The 18,665-nt window shown below is 54.6% G+C and carries 20 protein-coding genes; 12 read left to right on the forward strand and 8 right to left on the reverse strand.

Going from position 1 to position 18,665, the window contains the following annotated elements:
- Positions 1-149 precede the first annotated feature (149 nt).
- From SYN7336_RS14105 to SYN7336_RS25990, 5 genes are all read right to left on the reverse strand, one after another.
- Positions 150-335: a hypothetical protein gene (locus SYN7336_RS14105; RefSeq protein ID WP_017326597.1), complete on the reverse strand. Its 186-nt coding sequence runs from the start codon at positions 333-335 to the stop codon at positions 150-152.
- A gap of 225 nt (positions 336-560) precedes the next feature.
- Complete coding sequence (locus SYN7336_RS14110; protein WP_017326598.1) at positions 561-1,787, reverse strand: murein hydrolase activator EnvC; 1,227 nt, start codon at positions 1,785-1,787, stop codon at positions 561-563.
- Between the two features lie 92 nt (positions 1,788-1,879).
- Entirely contained in the window at positions 1,880-2,638 is a 759-nt protein-coding gene (gloB, locus tag SYN7336_RS14115) for a hydroxyacylglutathione hydrolase (RefSeq protein WP_017326599.1), read from the reverse strand.
- Positions 2,639-2,749: 111 nt separating this feature from the next.
- Positions 2,750-4,597 (reverse strand): glycoside hydrolase family 3 N-terminal domain-containing protein, encoded by a 1,848-nt coding sequence (locus SYN7336_RS25985; RefSeq protein ID WP_017326600.1) that lies wholly within the window; start codon positions 4,595-4,597, stop codon positions 2,750-2,752.
- 111 nt (positions 4,598-4,708) lie between these two features.
- A complete protein-coding gene (locus SYN7336_RS25990; protein ID WP_017326601.1) occupies positions 4,709-5,833 on the reverse strand; it encodes a hypothetical protein in 1,125 nt (374 codons plus the stop codon).
- Positions 5,834-6,218: 385 nt separating this feature from the next.
- Here SYN7336_RS25990 and SYN7336_RS14135 point away from each other — a divergent pair, with 385 nt between their 5' ends.
- From SYN7336_RS14135 to SYN7336_RS14170, 8 genes are all read left to right on the forward strand, one after another.
- A complete protein-coding gene (locus SYN7336_RS14135; protein WP_017326603.1) occupies positions 6,219-6,767 on the forward strand; it encodes a hypothetical protein in 549 nt (182 codons plus the stop codon).
- Between the two features lie 212 nt (positions 6,768-6,979).
- Positions 6,980-8,416, forward strand: coding sequence for an NAD(P)/FAD-dependent oxidoreductase (locus SYN7336_RS14140; RefSeq protein WP_017326604.1), 1,437 nt, complete (start codon positions 6,980-6,982; stop codon positions 8,414-8,416).
- Between the two features lie 28 nt (positions 8,417-8,444).
- Positions 8,445-9,344: an S-methyl-5'-thioadenosine phosphorylase gene (locus SYN7336_RS14145; RefSeq protein ID WP_017326605.1), complete on the forward strand. Its 900-nt coding sequence runs from the start codon at positions 8,445-8,447 to the stop codon at positions 9,342-9,344.
- A 71-nt stretch (positions 9,345-9,415) separates the two neighbouring features.
- On the forward strand, positions 9,416-10,186 hold the full coding sequence (locus tag SYN7336_RS25995) for a DUF429 domain-containing protein (RefSeq protein WP_017326606.1): 771 nt from the start codon (positions 9,416-9,418) through the stop codon (positions 10,184-10,186).
- 302 nt (positions 10,187-10,488) lie between these two features.
- Positions 10,489-11,397 (forward strand): dioxygenase, encoded by a 909-nt coding sequence (locus SYN7336_RS14155; RefSeq protein WP_026101005.1) that lies wholly within the window; start codon positions 10,489-10,491, stop codon positions 11,395-11,397.
- A gap of 204 nt (positions 11,398-11,601) precedes the next feature.
- Positions 11,602-12,126, forward strand: a complete 525-nt coding sequence (locus SYN7336_RS14160; RefSeq protein WP_026101006.1) for a universal stress protein — start codon at positions 11,602-11,604, stop codon at positions 12,124-12,126.
- Between the two features lie 342 nt (positions 12,127-12,468).
- Positions 12,469-13,035: a Zn-binding domain-containing protein gene (locus SYN7336_RS14165; protein WP_017326609.1), complete on the forward strand. Its 567-nt coding sequence runs from the start codon at positions 12,469-12,471 to the stop codon at positions 13,033-13,035.
- Positions 13,036-13,207: 172 nt separating this feature from the next.
- The gene (locus SYN7336_RS14170) at positions 13,208-13,417 is read left to right on the forward strand and encodes a hypothetical protein (RefSeq protein WP_017326610.1); all 210 of its coding nucleotides are present in this window, start codon (positions 13,208-13,210) and stop codon (positions 13,415-13,417) included.
- Here the strand turns inward: SYN7336_RS14170 and SYN7336_RS30920 are convergent.
- Positions 13,400-13,546: a hypothetical protein gene (locus tag SYN7336_RS30920; RefSeq protein WP_156820154.1), complete on the reverse strand. Its 147-nt coding sequence runs from the start codon at positions 13,544-13,546 to the stop codon at positions 13,400-13,402. The genes SYN7336_RS14170 and SYN7336_RS30920 overlap by 18 nt on opposite strands.
- Before the next feature lie 588 nt (positions 13,547-14,134).
- Here SYN7336_RS30920 and SYN7336_RS14180 point away from each other — a divergent pair.
- A complete protein-coding gene (locus tag SYN7336_RS14180) occupies positions 14,135-14,386 on the forward strand; it encodes a type II toxin-antitoxin system Phd/YefM family antitoxin (RefSeq protein WP_017326612.1) in 252 nt (83 codons plus the stop codon).
- Positions 14,386-14,877, forward strand: a complete 492-nt coding sequence (locus SYN7336_RS14185; protein ID WP_017326613.1) for a type II toxin-antitoxin system VapC family toxin — start codon at positions 14,386-14,388, stop codon at positions 14,875-14,877. Before SYN7336_RS14180 ends, SYN7336_RS14185 begins: the two co-directional genes overlap by 1 nt.
- Positions 14,878-14,909: 32 nt before the next feature.
- Here the strand turns inward: SYN7336_RS14185 and SYN7336_RS32015 are convergent, their stop codons facing one another.
- Together SYN7336_RS32015 and SYN7336_RS30925 are read right to left on the reverse strand one after the other, a co-directional pair.
- Entirely contained in the window at positions 14,910-15,512 is a 603-nt protein-coding gene (locus tag SYN7336_RS32015) for a hypothetical protein (RefSeq protein WP_227498511.1), read from the reverse strand.
- A 903-nt stretch (positions 15,513-16,415) separates the two neighbouring features.
- The gene (locus SYN7336_RS30925) at positions 16,416-16,724 is read right to left on the reverse strand and encodes a hypothetical protein (protein WP_156820155.1); all 309 of its coding nucleotides are present in this window, start codon (positions 16,722-16,724) and stop codon (positions 16,416-16,418) included.
- 251 nt (positions 16,725-16,975) lie between these two features.
- On the opposite strand from SYN7336_RS30925, the gene SYN7336_RS14195 reads away from it, so the two are divergent.
- Both SYN7336_RS14195 and SYN7336_RS14200 read left to right on the forward strand, forming a co-directional pair.
- Entirely contained in the window at positions 16,976-17,359 is a 384-nt protein-coding gene (locus tag SYN7336_RS14195; RefSeq protein ID WP_156820156.1) for a hypothetical protein, read from the forward strand.
- A gap of 413 nt (positions 17,360-17,772) precedes the next feature.
- Positions 17,773-18,663: a hypothetical protein gene (locus tag SYN7336_RS14200; RefSeq protein WP_156820157.1), complete on the forward strand. Its 891-nt coding sequence runs from the start codon at positions 17,773-17,775 to the stop codon at positions 18,661-18,663.
- The last annotated feature ends 2 nt before the right edge of the window (positions 18,664-18,665 follow it).

Consider the following 18,665-nt stretch of genomic DNA (forward strand, 5'->3'; position numbering starts at 1 on the left):
GCGCTCCTAGATGTATCTCCGCTTCGATCGAGGCTGCTGTCTTGCGGTTGGGGGACAACTCTCTTCCTCAGACTACCCGTTTGCCCGACTTCCTCGCCTGAAATCGAAGCTTGCCATCCTATTGCAAATCCCCCCCGGGCTAAACTCGCTCAGTCCACCGTCTCGATGTGGCCCTCGCGAATATCTTCCAAAATCGTGTTGAGCAGAGCTTGCTCTTCAGGACTGACAATCCCATCTGCCAAGATGGCTGCCATGATCTCGGCTTGTTCGGCACGGGTCAATTGTTTATCTGCTAACGCACGCTGCACAATGGCTTTGACGTTTTCGATATCCACCGACAAGCTCTCCCTTCCACAAATTGTTATCAATCCACAGACGTTGCAGAGGAACAAATGTTCGCAGTATGTAACTAGTCGGCGGGGTTAGTCCGACAGTCTCGATCCGTTTAGCTGCGATCGTACCAAATTTAGCCCTCTAGCCCCGATGAAATCCCGTGCATTTGCGGTCTGGCGTCACCTCCGCAGATGGGCAGGAGGTCAGGATAGTTTCCGAGCTTCAGCCTAGAAGTAGTCGGCGGGATTGACGGGCTGGCCGTTGCGGCGCACTTCAAAGTGGACGTGGGGGCCGGTGGAGAGTCCGGTGGAGCCCGATCGCGCGATCGTTTGTCCCTTGGTGACTGGCCGATCTTTGGCGACTGTCAGACCGCTGTTGTGAGCGTACAGAGAGGTCAGACCGTTGCCGTGATTGACAATGACGGTGTAGCCGTAGCCGCCGTACCAGCCGGAATAAATCACCGTGCCGCTATCGGCAGCTCGAACGGGAGTGCCGGTGGCAACGCCATAATCAATGCCAGTGTGCAGGCGGCGGGTGCGGTAGATGGGGTGGACGCGCCAGCCAAACCGACTGGTCACAGGACCGGAAACGGGGGGCTGCAGGCGACCGGTGCCCTGAGGGCGATCGCCTCCGCTGGCTTGATTTTGCTGGATCGTCAACTGCTGAATCAGACTGGCAACCCGCTGCGAATCCGCTTCCAAACGGCGTTGGGCGGCGGCATAGGCAGCCCGTTGGTTTTGCAAGCGACCGACCAGTTGCGTTTGCACGGAGGCTTGCTGCAATAATTGCTGTTTTTCCACCGCCAGTTGCTGAGACAGCAAGGCAATTTCGTTTTTCTGCTCTTCGAGGGCAATCCGATCGCGTTCGATTTTTGCTGCCGTGTCTTGCAAGTTACCAATCAGTTTGCGATCGGACTCGAACAGGAGTTTGAGATAGTAGCGGCGATCGAAAAAATCATTCAGATCCTGACTGCTCAGCATCAGAGCCCACCAGCGCTCTTGTCCCTGTCGCTGCAGGTAGCGCAGGCGAGCGGAGGTACTGGATTTTTGTTGGACTAATTTTTCTTCAGATTGTTTTAATTGCTCTGTTAAGCGAACCAGATCCGCTTCGGCCTTGCGCAGGCGAAATTCGTTGTCGTCAATGCGTGTCTGCATTACCCCCAAGTTGGACTGAAGATTCCACAAGTGGCCGCGAGCGGTATTTTCCTGATGCTGCGCTGCGTGCGTGCGAGCTCTAGCGGCGTCAACCTGTTGCTGGATCTGTTGCCGTTCCTGCTGCAGGCTATCGAGGGTTTGGGCGGTGGCAGGCTCCTGCAGAAAGATGGCCAGCCAGAGGAGGAGTAAACCCACGATCGCGATCGCCTTACCCCAGCCTCTTCGAGGCCAAATATTCCAGAGACGATCGCCAGCAGCTTCATACAACCGCCGCTGATGTGGAAATCCATCTGCTTTCATGGCACTCACACACCAAATCTGGTGCCAATACTAGCACGGGCTTGGGGAACTGGCGCTGTATGAGGGGGGAAGCTGAGAAGTGTTAAGCGATCTTAAAACCGATCCTTCATACCGCGAATGCGGGCAAAAACACGGTTGGGTTCTTCGATCTTGGCGGCGGTTTTGAGGGCTGGGCAATCCCAGCGCAGAAAGGGGTTAGTGCGTTTTTCTAGGCCAATGGTGGAGGGGATGGTGGGTTTGTTTTGCGATCGCGCCTGCCGTACTTGGCGCAAGCGCACTTGCAAGGCGGTATTGTCGCCATCGACAGTGATGGCAAATTGCAAATTTTTGAGCGTATATTCGTGAGCGCACCAGATTTGGGTGGTGTCGGGTAAATGGCGCAGGCGATCGAGGGATTGCAGCATTTGGGCGGGCGTGCCCTCAAACAGTCGCCCGCAGCCGCCCGCAAACAGCGTATCGCCGCAAAACAAGTGGCCCGCAGTGGGGAAATAATAGGCGATGTGGCCGCGAGTGTGGCCGGGAACAAAGAGCACTTCAGCCGTTTCGCCGCCAAATTGCACCCGATCGCCGTCTTGCAATTTTACCTGAATACCCGGAATGCGCTGGCGATCGACGCTGCTGCCGTACACGACGGTGTCGGGATAGCGCGCGAGCAAGTCTCGATTGCCGCCCACGTGATCGAAGTGGTGGTGGGTGTTGAAAATGGCGATGAGTGTGGCGTCCAGTTCCTGCAGTTTGGCCAGGACGGGCTCGGCAACGGCGGGATCGACGACGGCAGCGGTGCGATCGCTCGGATCGAACAACAGAAACACGTAATTATCCGATAGCACTGGCAAGCGAAAAACGTCCATAGCCGCCGCGAGATTAGATTGCTCCCCATTCATGCTAGCGGTTGAGGCGAAAGTCCAGACAAGCATTTGAGGGGCTTTGGTGTGAGTTCTACGCCATCCGCCAGATCTTCCCTAAGCTTCTGGGCGAGCTTCCGGCGCCACAAACGCCTGCCCCCACAGTTTCGAGGCAACTTCTGCCTGCGCGATATCCCGTCGATCGCCCGCATACAGACAGGGAATGTCGTAGGGTTCCGAGAGGGCCGTCAGGCGATCGCTACAACTGCGACTGCCATACACCACAATGGCCTTCACCTTTTCCCAGCGCTCCACCAGCAGGTGTTGAGCGGTGGGGGGCAATCCCCCAAAGCCCCGGAAGGGACCAGCCTGCACAAACAATTGGACCACCAAGCCAGAAGCGCGATCGAGGGCGTCGGTCAGGATGGAGAGGGGGGTGTCGAGATCGGCTAGCAGCGTAGGAAGGCTGTGGGCTGTGGCAGCGGCGATCGCCGGACTGGTGGGGGAGAGATAGTTGGCCCCGAGCCAGCGATCGCTCCACATCCAATTGAGCCAGTTTGGCTCGGGCTGCAGTGGCAAATTTTCGCTGCGAATCGAGACGATGGCGGCGCGGGCGATCTCGTTCGCACATTGACGGGCGGAGGGGGTGCCGACACTGTTACTAATGCTGACAATGTTGCAAAGGGTGGCGGATGAGCGGGGGGCGGCAGTTTTGCTAGCAAGTATCTGGCTATCAGGTCTGTTGCTGGTCACTGTTTTGCCGCTAATTGTATTGCTGGCGATAGTGTTGACGAGCAGGCGATTGAGGCTGCTGGAGGTGGAGAGGGGCTTGTCGGCGAGCAGTGGCAGGGGAGCTGGGGGGCTGGGCTGTACGGCTGGGGAGGCGATCGCCCGATCGGAGAGCAGATCGCCGCTGCTCGGAGGAGCCATACGTTTGGGATCGCACACCTTGTGTTTGGCCTGCAAAATTCGCTCGAGCGATTGCTGAATGCGCTGGCGAGAGAGTTGGCCGTTCTCTACTGCTGCACAAATGGCGGTAATGGCCGCTTGCGGATCGGGGGGCATCAGAATGATGTCAGCTCCGGCTTCAACCGCGCGAACGGCTAACTCCCCGCCGGATAGGGGGGTGTCGGAGTTGGGGTAGTTGGCGATCGCCCCCATGGTCATGGCGTCCGTCACGATCGGGCCGGAAAAATGCCATTGTTGGCGAATGACATCATTGAGGATGGCAGGAGATAGGCTGGCCGGCCAGCGCTCGTCCAATGCCGGCACCATTAAATGCGCACTCATGATGGTGCTGACGCCAGCGGCGATCGCTCGCTGAAAGGGCATCCACTCGACAGCTTCGAGGCGGTCTCGGTTGTGGAGTAGGGTGGGCAGGTTCAGATGGGAATCGATGCTGGTGTCGCCGTGGCCGGGGAAGTGTTTGGCGGTGGTGAGAACTGGAGCGGACTGCGCTCCGGCAATAAATGCGGCGGCCAGGGCAGAGACCTGCTCGGGCTCGCGGCCAAAGGCACGAATGTCGATGACGGGGTTATCGGGGTTGCTCTGCACGTCCACTACGGGAGCTAAGAGCCAGTTAATCCCCAGCGCCGCTGCCTCGCTGGCCACAATTTGTCCCATCTGGCGAGCCCACTGCACCCCCCGCTCGCCTAAGGTCGAAAAGGCGATCGCGGGCGGAAACTTCGTCCCCCCCGCAAACCGCTGCCCCACCCCCGCCTCCACGTCGGCACAGACGAGCAGCGGCAGGTTGGCCCAATCCTGCATCTGTTGAATCCGCAGCGCCACATCCGCCACCGTGCCCCCAAACAGCAGTACGCCCCCAATGCCGGTCTGCCGAATCAGGGGCTCCAGTTGCTCTCGGGGCCATTCCCACTGGGGATACCCAGCCTGCGAGTCGAGTAAATGGCCTGAAGCCCGCACCACAATCATTTGGGCCACTTGCTGCTGTAGTGTGAGCGCCATACTGGAACCCCAAACTTCGTCTGAACTTTACTGTATTTGCAACGATGGGCCAATAGGGGTTAGAGCGGCTCGCCTCCAAGCAAGATTTGCAGTCGAAGCGACTAATGCCAGCTAAGGGCGGTGTTGGATGAAGCCAGGCAGATCGGCCCCCGATCGCCCACCCCCTCCGATCGCGTCCTCTGAAGTTGCTTCAATCGCAGCTTTAACTGCCCCCACTCTGGCCGGTTTTTCATCAAACGAGCGCATACTACTCGCACGCCCTGAGGTCGAACGCTCCAATGCCGATTTCAGACGCATGTGCTGCATCTGCAAACTGGCAAACTTCTCTTTCCAGCGAGCTACCTCTGTTTCCAGCCGGGGCAACAGCGATCGGGCCTCAGACGATTCCTTCAACAACTCCTGATTGCGCCGCTCGCTCGCCTGTAACTGCTCCTGCACCCCAGCCAGCACTTCCCACTCGCTCAGTTGCGTTTGTAGCTGCTCGACCTGTTCGGCCAGCAACTGATTCTGGTTCTGTAATTGTTCCGACTGCTCGGTCAGCCACTGGTTTTGGGCTTGCAGGCGATCGCGATCGCCCAACCGATCTTCCAGCTCTGCCCATTGTTGTTCGGCAGCCTCGCAGCGCTGTCGCCACGCCTGCAACTGCTGTCCTAATTCTTGTAACTGTTGCCGCTGCTCTTGCAGCTCGCGCTGGACTGCTTCCCGTTCCTCCTGCCATCGCTGGGCCGACTCCACCTCGGTTTCTTCGTACCCAGCCAGTTGAGCTTCCATCAATTCCCGCTGCTCCATCCAGGCTGCCCGTTCGCCAGCCACCTGTTGTTTGAGTCCATTCAACTCAGTTTGAAGCTCCACCACCGACGTGCGCGAGAGCGATAACTCCGCCTTAAACCGCTGTGTTGTCTCGACCCGCTTCTGGGCCACATCCCGTGCTTCGACTAAATCTGTTTGGAGTTGCTCGTAACGCTCCGTCCACTGACGGGACTCGCGGGCCGCCTCCAACTGCTGCCGCTCTAACTGCTCTTGCAAAGATTCGATGTCGTGGCGCTGGCGATCGTTTAACTTCTGTCGCACTGCCAACTGCGACTCTAGTTCCGCGGCCTTGGCTTGCAACTCGATGCGCCCTCGATCGGCAAGGCGCTCGCACTCAGACAGTTGCTGTTGCAGCCGTTCCACTTGCTGCTGGCGAACGAATGTCTCGTTAGACATCGAACGATCGGGCATCGAATTGTCAGGCATCGAATTGTCAGGCATCGAATGAGAAGAATCCATAAACGCTGACGGTGGCAGTGGGTTCGTTCTGAAAGTGGAACAGGAATGATTGGGAATATTGGATACAGCCGAGTTTACAGGCTACAACTTTAACTCTACCCAAGCTGCGTCAATCGGCTATGCCAATCAGCGCAATGCTTGCGGCAGCTCGAATTCATTGAAGTATAGTACACTCCTCACTGACCCTGTTGCAGGTTGTGAGATTTTTCTAATAAGCCCATCGCCACGACCGGCGTTATTCTCGATTGAATGAATGCTTGACGCCTCCCAAGCACGTTGCTTTGATGGCAATTCCCTCTGCTTCGATGTCCGCCATTGCCGATCGCCTCACTGCCCTCGATCGCCCCATCTGATGCTTTTTTCCCGAGCGATATTCCCAACTTTTGCTATCGTCTGGGCAACTGCAGCTAACGCCGCTCCTCCCCTAGCGATCGCCGCCGTTCCTTCCAGTTGCATCGCTTCTGCCACAACCTGGGCTGAGGCCATGACCGCTCAATTACCCGCCTATGCCAATCGCGCCTTCAGGCGAGCCAATACCCCCACCCACGTGAGCATTGTGGGTTTTCCCGAAGTGGTTCCAGTCGTTGATGGTGGCGGTCAGTTATTGGACTGGGGTGAGGGGAATGACGAACTGGCGCAAGTTTACTTTTCCACTCTCGAACGCCAGCAAGGGGATGCGGCGGGGCGATCGCAATTGCAGCGGGCCTATCGGGTCTATCTCGTTCGCCCGCGCGATCGTCCCGCCCCTTGGCTGCCAATTGCGGTGCGAGTGGCTCAATCCAGCCAGGCGAACGGCGGCGGACGGTTGGCTCCTCGCGATGCTTCGCAGGGGGCAATTGCCCAGGCGATCGCCAACTGGCAAAAGGCAGGCTGTCCGGGGTTAGACAGCTCCGAACCATAACCTTATAAATGTCGATCGCGATCGACGTAACTGGCGATCGACCCCGAGCCATCGGTTTTTTTAAGTGAAATTTCATGTGTGGTCTTGCGGACGCTTCTAGGATGGCTTACGAGGCTGGCGCTGAGTGGGTGGCAACTCCCGCAAGCTAATATTTGCACAGAGATTCGATCTCGGACAAAGTTCGATTCCGCACAAAGAAGGAAGGTGGCATTGTGGCAGTTCCCTACGACGTTGTGATTATTGGCGGTGGTTCGGGGGGGCTAGTCGTGGCCAGTGCCGCCGCCCAACTCCATGCCAAAGTCGCCCTCGTCGAGAAAGAGCAGGATCGCCTCGGTGGCGACTGTCTTTATTACGGTTGCGTGCCCAGTAAATCCCTCATCCACGCAGGCGAGGTGGCCCACTCTGTCAAAACGGGCGAGCTCGTGGGGGTCAATACCCAACCCCCTCATATTGAATTTGCCCGTGCCACCGGCCACGTTCAAAACGTGATTAAAACCATCGCCGTCCACGATTCTACCGAGCGATTCGAAGGCTTGGGGGTGGAAGTTATTTATGGCAGCGGTCAATTTAAAGATCGCGATACCTTCACTGTCAACGGACGGGATCTCAAAGCCCGCGCCTTCGTCGTCGCCACGGGCTCCCATCCGGTGGCTCCCCCCGTTCCCGGCCTCAAAGAGGCGGGCTATCTGACCAATATTGAAGTTTTCTCCCTGACGCAGCGACCCAGTTCTTTAGTGGTGGTTGGGGCTGGCCCCATTGGCTGCGAATTGGGTCAATCTTTCTCGCGGTTGGGCTCGAAGGTGACGATCTTGGCCAGCCGCGATGTCATTATGCCCAAAGAAGATCCCGACCTCGCCCGAGTGGTACAGGATCGAATGATTTACGAAGGGATCGAAATCTTGACTCGGACTCGCTTGGAGAAGGTGGAGGTCTATAACGGCAAAAAGATTGTGCATGCAGGCGGCCACCGCATTGAAACGGACGAGATTCTAGTAGCCGCCGGTCGCAAACCCAATGTGGAGGGGCTCAATCTAGAGGCGGCTGGTGTGGAAGTGGGTAAGGGGGGGATTGTGGTGAACGAGAGGCTGCAAACGACGAACCCCAAAATCTATGGCTGCGGCGATGTTATTGGCGGCTATCAATTCACCCATGTGGCGGGATACGAAGCCACGGTGGTGCTGACAAATGCATTATTTTTCTCCTTTCTCAGCAAGGCCAAATACAGCGTCATTCCTTGGGCGACGTTTACCGATCCCGAATTGGGTCGGGTGGGACTGACGGAAGCGGAAGCTCGCCAGAAATATGGAGACGATGTGGTGGTGGTGGAACATCAGTTTGCCGAGGTCGATCGCGCTCTGGCCGAGGGGGCCGGTTACGGGTTTGCGAAGGTGATTTGCAATCCGAAGGGCAAGATTTTGGGGGCACACATTGTGGGCCGTTCTGCAGGAGAACTGATTCACGAATACGTCATGGCCATGACCTACGGTCTCGACATCAATAAAGTGAGCGGAATGGTTCACGTCTATCCCACTCTGTCGGAAATTAGTGCGAAGGCTGCCCTACAGTTCAAGAAGAAAAGTTATGCAAACAATACCGGCCTGCAGACTTTCCTGAAAAAGTTCTTTGCCTTTCGCCGCGCGATCGCCTAACTTAGCCCCGCACTCTAGACCGAGCACCATGACGACTCTTCCCATCGAACCCACTCCCATCGCGATCGTGGGGGGCAGCGGGCTGTATCGCATGCAGGATCTGAAGGACATCGAGGAGGTGGCCCTGCTCACCCCCTTCGGCGAACCCTCCGATTCCATCCGCATTGGCACTCTCGCAGGCAGCCGCGTCGCCTTTTTGGCCCGCCACGGACGCACCCACAGCCTCTTGCCCTCCGAAATTCCCTTTCGAGCGAATATCTATGCCCTCAAACAATTGGGGGTAAAGTATCTGATCTCGGCGTCTGCTGTGGGGTCGCTGCAAGCGGCGATCGCGCCCTTAGATATGGTGATTCCCACTCAGTTTATCGATCGCACCAAACACCGTACCGATACCTTTTTTGGCCAGGGCGTTGTGGCCCACATCAGTTTTGCCGATCCCGTCTGCGCTGCCTTAGCCGATGTGGTGTACGAAGCAGCCGAGGCGGTCTCCCCGAGCGCGATCGCCGTCCATCGAGGGGGCTCCTATGTCTGCATCGAAGGTCCGGCTTTCTCCACTCAAGCGGAGTCGCTGCTCTACAAAAGCTGGAACGCCGCTGTCATCGGCATGACCAATGTGACTGAGGCCAAACTGGCCCGCGAAGCCGAAATCGCATACGCCACGTTAGCCCTGGTGACCGATTTCGACTGCTGGCATCCCGATCGCGAGGCGGTGACAGTGGAGATGGTGATTGAGAATTTGCACGAGAATGCAGCGAATGCCCAAATGGTTGTGCGCGAAGTGGTGCGGCGATTGAGCGAGAGCCCGCCGGTTTCTCAGGCCCACGATGCCCTGAAGTTTTCTATCTTGACGGATCTGAGCCAAATTTCGAGCGAGAGTGCTAATCAGTTGGAGGCGATTTTGGTGCGGTATATGCCACCAACATCTTGAGGGGCTGGTGAGAGGCTATCCCCCTATCGAGTTCCTCTGCGGTGCGCGGACATCTTGGAGATGGCAATCGGATGTCAGTTGAATTTCAGGCGGCGGGAATGGATGGCTGCCGAGGGGGGTGGCTTGCGATCGCCCGCGTGGGAGAACGGGATTGCAGGCATTGGTTGCTGGAGGAGGGCGCGCAACTGTTGGAATTGTTCGGGCGGACGGGACTGACGTTTGTCGATATTCCGATTGGTCTGGCAGAGGGGGAAGCCAGTCGGAGGTGCGATCGCCTCTTGCGAAAAACGCTGGGGGGTCGCTTTAGCTCTAGTGTGTTCAATCCGCCAATTCGGGCTGCGGTCTATGCGGAGTCTTATGGGGAAGCTTGCGATCGCAATTTCGAGCGCACGGGCAAGAAGATCTCGAAACAGTCTTGGCAGATTACTCGCAAGATTCGGCAGGTGGATGAGGTGTTGCTAGCACGCCCAGATCTGTGTCAGCGGGTTTTGGAGAGCCATCCAGAGTTGTTGTTTTTTAAGTTGAATGGCGATCGCCCTTTGCGGGCGAAGAAGAAAACATTAGAGGGACAGGAGGAGCGATTGGGATTATTGGCACGGGTTCTGCCACAGGCGAGGGATTGGTTTGCGCAGGTGCGAAAAAGTTATCTCAAGCGGCAAATGGCAGATGACGACATTGTGGATGCGTTGGGATTGGCACTAGCCGCAGAGCAGGGGGCGATCGCTGGGGTGAAGTCTTTGCCCGAGCTGCCCGAGTATGACGATCGAGGAATGCCGATGGCCATCCATTGTCCGCATCGTTGCCGAGCTCGATCTCGATGGGCCAGCCCAAAATCTCGGTAGATGTTGATGGCCAAGTTGCAAGCCAAAGCAAAGGTCTGACAAGAGCTTGAAGTCGATTTGAGTGACCTGCTGGTTTCCCTCTAAAGCCTGTGATAACTGGCTTTCAAGCACTTCTATCAGGCAGACTTAGTTTTTCTGTAACAAGGCGCACTTTTTACAACAGTCATTTGCGTAATAAATGTTCATATAATCTGAAACTTGACCTTGCTTGCAATGGGCTAGCGGTCTTCGAGCAATTGCCGAAGCCGATACAAAACTTTATAATTGCACAAGAGGTGAGTTGGTTGACTGGGAGCGAAGAGATGAGCGTAGTCAATACAAATTGGCAGAAGTCGGCAATCAGTTGGGAATATCATCGAGCCGCAAATCCCCGTTTGTCTGAAGTTCCAATTCGTTCTTTTCCTGCAAGTCTCCACGAATCTGGGAACACTCGCATTATTCCCCTAGATTTATCCATGGAATTGGGGACAGCTTACTTCGCAACCACTCCAAACCTCCTTGCCAACTACATTCGTATTCATCCGGGTGAAGCAATTCAGGCGAGAGTCACCTCAAGCTCAGAAGTATTTTATGTGATGCGGGGGACGGGGAGAACTGAGACGGAGTACGGCATTGTGCAATGGGAACAAGGTGATTCTTTTACCTTGCCAATGAATGCTGGAGCAACCCATTTTGCCGCTGAAGATGCAGCGCTCTATTGGGTTCACGATGCACCAATGTTGGCTTATCTCGGCGTGCAGCCAAGTAGGCCCCGCTTCGAACCAGCCTTTTACTCTCGGGAGTATCTCACCAATGAAATTGAACGGATTCGAGATGAAGGTGTGCGGCGTAACCTCAACCGCAATGGCGTAATCTTAGGCAATCCCGAAAGTGAAGCGACTCGCACTGCAACTCATACTATGTGGTCCTTGTATAACCTTGTGCCCCCTCACTCTACCCAGAAACCCCACCGCCATAATTCCATTGCTCTCGATCTAGCCGTGTCCGCACAAGCAAATACCTACACTCTCATTGGTCAATCTATTGATAGTGAGGGAAATATCATCAATCCTGTCAAAGTGACTTGGCAACCGTATAGTGTCTTTGTTACGCCGCCGAGCCTCTGGCATTCCCACCACAATGAATCGGATGAAGATGCTTTTGTCTTCCCCGTTCAGGATGCAGGCATGCAAATTTATATGCGGACGCTCGATATTCAATTTGCGAAGTAGTGACTTCGGGGATGTTAGACCCCTGAGAAGTTTATCGACAGGACAGGCCAATCCCACGTGAGTTCCAATTGCTCAGTTGACCTGCTACTGCTTGAAATAGTCTAGATAATTATTGCGATCGCGATCGCTGACAAGCGGCTCGCCTTCCTAAAATTGAGATGTAAGGATTTTGCCCGAGCGAATTTTCCGGGCAAAGGGGGTTATGTGCGTAAGATTTTGGTTGCCCTCGATCGCTCGGAAATGAGCGAACAGGTGTTCGATCGAGCTGTCACTCTGGCGGGCGCGACGGGGGCCAAACTGTTGTTCTTGCACGTCACAGCCTTATTTGAAGGGATGACGCTGTCGGGGGCTGGGGAAGATTTAGAGGCTTATATGCAGCAAACTCGCGAGATGGAGAAGTTAGGGTTGCAGTTGTTGCGGTCGTTTAGCGATCGCGCTGAAGCGGCTCTCTCTAGCTATGCCAATCGGGCTCCATCGGCAGAACTCGACACGGAGTATAGCTATCGGTTTGGCGACCCCGGTCGCACCATTTGCGATGTGGCCGAGGAGTGGGGGGCAGATGCGATTGTGTTGGGTCGTCGGGGACGCAATGCAGCGGTGGAGTTTTTGTTGGGGAGTGTGAGTAATTACGTGTTGCACCACGCTCCTTGCTCGGTGTTTGTGGTTAACCCTCGCTCGAAAGTAGAGTCGGAGACGGAGGAAGCGGCTGCAGGGGCTACGACGGCTTAATTCCCGCTGGAAGGAATCCCAAATAGTCCAGATAACGATCGCCGCACGAATCTTCACCGTTGGACGAAGGTAATTTTATGGCGCGATCGCAGGTCTTTGCCTGCCTGAGGGGCAAGCGACTGCGATCGCGTCTGTAGGATCTCCTACCGACCCTGAAGCCAAGCCGCGTTGCCGCAGGGAAAAATCCAGCTGTCTCTGGCGTGGGGGGAGCTAACGTCGTCAGTTGTCGGTTTCAAGCTGATGGCGCGGGAATACGCTTCGACCTGCATGAATCCCAAGTGTGCCAACTTTCGTCGCGCTCTCAACGGAAAACTGTGCTCGCAATGCAAGCGTTCCTTACGGATGGCAGAAATTACCGAGGTGAAGCAAGAGGTGGTATTTGAGCAGCCCTATCACAACCGCTATCGCGCTCCGGTTGTCTGCCTCGAACTGAATCCTCCTTTGCGCAAAGCTCTACAAGCAGAAGTGGACCGGGTCAAAGTCGAACTCAAGGCCGCCCACGGTGCTGAGATTCCCGAGCCCGTGCGCGCGCTGTGGACCAGTGGTTGCGACTTTTTAGGACTGCACAGCATGGGGCATCAGACCATTGCCGCTCTCCCTCAGGTGGTGCTCTGCTCCAGCCAGGATGCGAACTACGTCGTGGAGCGAGAGGCAAAGCGGACGGTGGGCTACTTTTTCGACACCTGCGAAGGGGGGAACGGGGCGACGGAGGCGATTTTCCAGCAGTTGCCAAAGCTGGCAGCGAGGGCGAAGTCTTTGGCGGAATCCTGTGAGTGTGACTTCGGCTGTCCCCGCTGTCTGATGCAGCACAGTTGCCCGCAGCTGAATGAGGGCTTGAACAAACGAATGGGCCTGTTCTTACTCGATAGCATCGTTCGAGCAAACCTAACTGAGTCCTCGCCAGTGTAAGGCGTAAGCGTGTTCAATTGCCTTTACTCACCCCACATCTGCTGCCACCAGGGTTCCCGCTCGACCTCTTTGACTTTGGGAAGGCGATCGCCCTTGCCTTGTCCGCTCACTGCTTTGGAACTGTCTAACCATCCAGCGCCTTATCATATTGATAGGTACCGTAGCCAAACAAATGCACCCATTAGAAACAGCACCCCTTCAGACTGAAGTTCCCATTGGTTTGATAAATCAGGCTCAAAAGTTAGTTGATGCAGGATGGTTTCGAGATTTAGATGAAATTGTTCTGGATGCTTTGCGTCGTTTTTTGGAGTCTCATCGAGAAGAGTTGATGGAGGAGTTTATTCGTCAAGATGTGGAGTGGGGTTTAACGGGTGACGAGTAAATCCCCTTGAGTAGGAGGAGTAGGCAGGGTTGTTGCCGTTGCGAGGGGGGCGATCGCTTGTTGGAGAGGCGGGAGGAGAGGCTGCGGTGGCGGCGTTTGTTTGAGGGGGATGGGGTGGAGTTGAGGCATTTGCCTCGGAAGGTGGTGTTGAGGGCGCGGGAGATTATTGAGGTGCTGGGTGATGGGGAGAGTGTGAGGGAGTTGGGGGGGAAGCGGATGAGGTGGGATCGGCGAATTGTGAGTGTGCCTGTGGGGTATCGGTTGTTGTGTCGCTGGGAGCGGGATGGGGTTTTGCCGCTCAGGGTGATGTCGCATGAGGATTACAATTCGGTGGTTCGAAATACGTTCCGATGATGGGTATTTTCCCATACGAATAAATGGAAAAAATTCTAGAAATTCCCTTGATAGGGATGACCTATCTCACGTTTCCAACTAATCCATTCCGATGAATGGGAAAACTTGTTCTAACAGGCATACGTTGTTTGATGATGGTTCGGAAGAATTTGCTAATTTTGTCGATTTTTTGGGAGAGAAGGGAGAGTTTGAGAGGCTTTGGCCTATTGGATAGATTTTTGAAAGTAGAGATAAAAAGATATGCGATTTTAGCGATCGCCCGACCCCTCCGCAAACTATCTCGCCCCCACTGAAATTCACCACATCAACCCTGCAGACAGCATACAATGTAGTCACATTGCTACATGCCGTGGAGGAAGCACCTTGCAAACCATTTCAAGCCGAGACTTCAACCAAGATGTAGGCAAAGCCAAGCGAGCCACAGAAAAAGGCCCCGTATTTATCACCGATCGAGGCAAACCCGCCCACGTCCTATTAACCGTAGAGGAATACTACAAACTCATTGGAGCCACAAAGACCGTAGCCGATCTACTTGCCATGCCCGAATCTGCGGACATTGACTTCGACCCCGAACGCACTGCAGTGGTGGCTGCGCGAGAGGTAGACCTGCAGTAATGTTTCTCCTCGACACCAACATCGTCTCCGAACTTCGCAAAGTTGGCAGTCCGAAAGTCAACAGCGGCGTCGAGCAATGGGCAAAAGCAACACCCGGCGAGCAAACCTACATTTCTGTCGTCACCATATTCGAGATCGAACGCGGCATCTTGCAGGCAGAGCGCAAAGATAGCCGCAAAGGAAAAATTCTGCGGGAATGGTTTGACAAACAAGTCCTCACGAACTATTCAGAACGAACCATCCCACTAACCACCGCGATCGCCCAACGGTGTGCGTTGCTGCACGTCCCCGATCCTATGCCCGACTACGATGCCTTGATTGCTGCAACTGCCATCGTTCATGGTTTAATCGTCGTCACCAGAAATGTCGAGGATTTTAAAAGGATGGGGGTGAAACTGTTGAATCCTTGGGACTTGAGTTTTAAGAAATTGGATGCAGCGGCCCTTGATGAGCAGCCAGCCGAAAGTGACTCAGCCCATTTGGGAGGCTGAGTTCTAGTCAAAGTGGAGCAGCTCTAAGCTGTTTAAGCCGCGCTGGGCTGAGGAGAGCCAGGTGAATTCACTGACTTTTTGCGCCTAGAGGCTCGTTTTTTGACCGTCGGATAGCGGGGCCTCGGCGTGCGGGGTTTGTCTTTGGGCCAGCCCGGGGCTTTTCCACGGGGTTTGGGCGCTTTAGCCGGGGTGCCAATTGCGGCCAAAATTACGCCAAAGGCTTGTGCCACGCGGCCTGGAGACAGCTTAGTTTGGGCTGACTGCCAAGGCAAGGGCGCATCGATGCATTCATCCCGCGCCAGCCACAATTGCCAGCTCATCAGCACGATAAGCTGGCTCCAGGTATCCATCGCTGACTGATTTGTCACCTGCGGTAGTGTCCAATGTAAGCGCTGCTTGGCAAAGCGATACCAATGCTCGAGGGCAAAGCGCCTGAGGTATTTCTGCCAGAGCGGCTCTAACGGCGGGGGACTCTCTCCCACCCAGGCTAGCCAGAGGGGCTTGAACTTGCGCCTGCGGCCTTTCGGCTGCAGCACCTCCACCCGCACAATGTCCATGGGGCGCTTTGCTGAGTTGAGAAAATGGTAGTTGTGCCAACGGGTTACCTTAACTCGGCCCAGCTTCGGGTCATCCACTTCGATGCTTTCGTCGGCTACTGGCCAGGTTTCAGGGGCACTGAACTTGAATTTGACCCCGTGTTTCGGGGGGGCTCCTCGTCCACAGTAGGGTGGGGGGGGCACCCCGTACACAGCGATTCCCCGCTAAGCGCAGCAGTAGATCCGCTTCTAGCTCAGCTGTGGCATTGACAAACAGACCATTGCCATAAGCCCGGTCATAAGCGGCTAACGGACGCACTGGTAGATGTGAATTCCGGAAACTATGCCGAGTGCCGACACAATTAACACTATTCCAAGCAATAAACCCACCCATTCAGTTTGCACTTTGGAAATCGCCCAGGCTCCCAGGCAAGTACCCATCGCCGCACCCGGCAAAAACCAGGCCACCACCCGACAATCGATCTCTTTCCAAAAGAATTAAGATCGCAGGACTGCCGCACCCGGTCATGGTACTGACGAACCACCTAGTGCTACTGGCTAAACGCAACCAAGCTAATGCCATTCAAATAGGTTAACAAAACCTTAAGCCGGGAATAACAAAATCTTGCTATTGGCAGTAGTGGTAAAAGTGTCGCTGTCTGCCCTGGTTTAGGTGGAGGGCGACGAGTTCCTTACTGAATGGCTTGCCCGATAGTCCAGATAATTTTTGAAACTGGGAGTTGGCTGGCTGTGGAGGGGGACAAGGGCTGGGTTGCTGGGAGGATTGTGTGGGCGATGTGTCGTATTGTTGCGATTTAAGCGTTTTACCTGTCGATAGTCCAGATAATTAGGGCGATCGCCCTGAGTAAAGATGATGGTGTTTGGCCGCGACCCTCGTCACGACGCGATCGGAGACTACACTGTACTGTTCGGTATTGCATTTTAGTCATATTTCTAGAGGGATGGGAAAGATCGCCTCATAATGGCGATCGGCTATAACCCTTATCCAGCAGTAATTTCAGCTATTACACCATATAAATAGTCCAGATAATTATCACTTATCTGGACTATTTCAAGCTCGAGAAAGGCTTTCCCCGATGTTCTTGTGCGCTCTGTCAATCGGTAGCTGTGTTGCTTCGGACAGCAAAACCACTCTCCCCCGCCAGGATACTTAGGAGGAGATTGCCCTCGAAGAACTTCAAGCACTGGCGGAAGCAAGAACTCGATCGGACTCAGCGGCCGTGCAATCGAGATCGAGCATGTGACGATCGCCGTCGGCGCTTTGGCTTGCGGTTTAATTTGATTGCCCATCTCGACAATCTCGAATTCTCTAGAATTTCACCTGCATAAGCAAGCTGCCTCCATAGATATAGACATAACAGATGAGACAGTTAATGCTTGACTTTTCATCAGACAAGAAGCAAATGCATTCTAGACTGATTTTATTCCGATTGAATTCTTGTCAGGTAATGTTATGGCAACTGTCTGGAAGGTTGGCTTCCCTTCCTTTATAGCTTAATTAGAAATTTTGTCCCTAAAAAGTGAATAAGGAGATAGTCACCATGCCAGTAGCTGCAGATTTTGTAACCCTTTTAGACACTACATCTATTCTTTCTTCGATCTACCCCGGAGATAGCGACAGCGTTACCTTTGTTGAAAATATTTCTGAAGCCCCACAACTGGGTGAAGGTGGTCTGCTGACATGGAACGCCCTCAGGCAAGCAGACTTTGATATTGTAGAAGGAAATGTCACCTATCAAGTGAGAGTAAACGGTAACTATGTTGTAGGCCATACTGAAAGGGTTACAGATTGGCATGCAGTTCAAGAAATCATTCCAACGAACACCATCATACAAGGCAACAATAATGTTGAGTTTCGGGTGATATCGCCGAATGGACGCTTGTTTATCAGTGATATAGTACTTTGGTACCGGAAGAATGTCTGAAATTTGAGCAGAGTTATATTAGCTTTTTCTGGCAAATATTTCTAATATTGGGTTTCTTATATCGCTCCATATTCACAATATTCCGACCAATTTTGAAGTGGAGTTGGCAGAAAAGTTACCCATCATACGAGGTACGTTTGAGGCGGGATTGACTACCTTTTGCCTCACTAAATCGAGGTAAGCCTCTGGAATAACCGGAGGTCATTTATGCACTCTTCCGTCCAATCGTTCTTAGGCTCGCTTGGCTCCATAGATCTTCTAAACTGTGCTCGTAGTGCGCTAAGGACCAATCCAAACTCATCGCTAACCGTGCTGGATCGATCTCCATCGATCGGCTAAGACTGCGCAACAAACCGTTACAGTATTAGTGATAATCCGCAAAATAAAGGCTTATGTCCGATTCGGAAGCGACTTTGAAGCCGCAGCTGCTGTCTGTGGCGCTAACAGGAGAAGCCATTGAGAATGGCGAAGTCTCGAAAGATGATTTGGCCGCAGCGATCGCCGCTGTCCCCCTTTTGCGTGTCATTGAAGATGTCGATGCCGCAGATATCCGGGTGGTGGCGCAAGCGCAGTCGGTGTTTCGACTGTACGAGCGGGGGCAAACTGTGGCCTTGGCAGCATTTCGCATTCCGGTGAAACGGTTGCGATCGCTCCATCAAAGAATGCAGCGCATTCTGGAACAGGTGGCAGCCTACCGCAATCTTGCTGCCTTGCAGGCTCCCGAGTCCTATCTTGCCGATACCGTCAAAATCCAGTTCTTGCAGCTCCTGGAGCCGGCCACCCGAGGCAGCCTCAAAGAGCCAGCAGCCACTCCGCTAGAGCGCAACGAGGCTGGAGAGTATCAACTGGAGGCTGGCCAAAATCTGACGATTACCTTCACCCACTTCGCTCCCGATCCGCTTTACTTCTACGTCGTCTCGCTGGATCGGCGGCTGAAAAGTACTGCCTTGATTTATCCCTATAAAAGTGCATTTTCTGCCCGCATCAAGCCCTCAGACCCACTGCTGCTGGTGGGGGCGGGTCCCGAATATCTGTTGGAGATGCAGGTGCCCGAGGGGTATAGCAGCGGTCTCGATATCTTCAAGATCTTGGTCAGTCAGTCGGCGATCGAGCCAGATATTTTGAATATGCCGAGTTTGGGCACCCGCAAGGATGTCACTTCTGACTATTACGGCTCGGGTGCTCGGCTCGATCGCGAATTGCGCCTCGCGATCTTGGGGCAAGCTGGCACCAGTCCCCTTCCCCAATTCTTTGACGATCCTTGGTGGGCGACGGAAGAACGCATCCGGGTGCTCCGAGCTTGACA

The organism is Synechococcus sp. PCC 7336 (assembly GCF_000332275.1).
Taxonomy (GTDB): domain Bacteria; phylum Cyanobacteriota; class Cyanobacteriia; order Thermostichales; family PCC-7336; genus PCC-7336.

Coding starts and splice junctions, on each gene's coding strand:
- SYN7336_RS14110 (WP_017326598.1), bottom strand. CDS start 1,787: ATGAAAGCAGATGGATTTCCACATCAGCGGCGGTTGTATGAAGCTGCT.
- gloB (WP_017326599.1), bottom strand. CDS start 2,638: ATGGACGTTTTTCGCTTGCCAGTGCTATCGGATAATTACGTGTTTCTG.
- SYN7336_RS25985 (WP_017326600.1), bottom strand. CDS start 4,597: ATGGCGCTCACACTACAGCAGCAAGTGGCCCAAATGATTGTGGTGCGG.
- SYN7336_RS25990 (WP_017326601.1), bottom strand. CDS start 5,833: ATGCCTGACAATTCGATGCCCGATCGTTCGATGTCTAACGAGACATTC.
- SYN7336_RS14135 (WP_017326603.1), top strand. CDS start 6,219: ATGCTTTTTTCCCGAGCGATATTCCCAACTTTTGCTATCGTCTGGGCA.
- SYN7336_RS14145 (WP_017326605.1), top strand. CDS start 8,445: ATGACGACTCTTCCCATCGAACCCACTCCCATCGCGATCGTGGGGGGC.
- SYN7336_RS25995 (WP_017326606.1), top strand. CDS start 9,416: ATGTCAGTTGAATTTCAGGCGGCGGGAATGGATGGCTGCCGAGGGGGG.
- SYN7336_RS14155 (WP_026101005.1), top strand. CDS start 10,489: ATGAGCGTAGTCAATACAAATTGGCAGAAGTCGGCAATCAGTTGGGAA.
- SYN7336_RS14165 (WP_017326609.1), top strand. CDS start 12,469: ATGGCAGAAATTACCGAGGTGAAGCAAGAGGTGGTATTTGAGCAGCCC.
- SYN7336_RS14170 (WP_017326610.1), top strand. CDS start 13,208: ATGCACCCATTAGAAACAGCACCCCTTCAGACTGAAGTTCCCATTGGT.
- SYN7336_RS30920 (WP_156820154.1), bottom strand. CDS start 13,546: ATGCCTCAACTCCACCCCATCCCCCTCAAACAAACGCCGCCACCGCAG.
- SYN7336_RS14185 (WP_017326613.1), top strand. CDS start 14,386: ATGTTTCTCCTCGACACCAACATCGTCTCCGAACTTCGCAAAGTTGGC.
- SYN7336_RS30925 (WP_156820155.1), bottom strand. CDS start 16,724: ATGGGCAATCAAATTAAACCGCAAGCCAAAGCGCCGACGGCGATCGTC.
- SYN7336_RS14195 (WP_156820156.1), top strand. CDS start 16,976: ATGCCAGTAGCTGCAGATTTTGTAACCCTTTTAGACACTACATCTATT.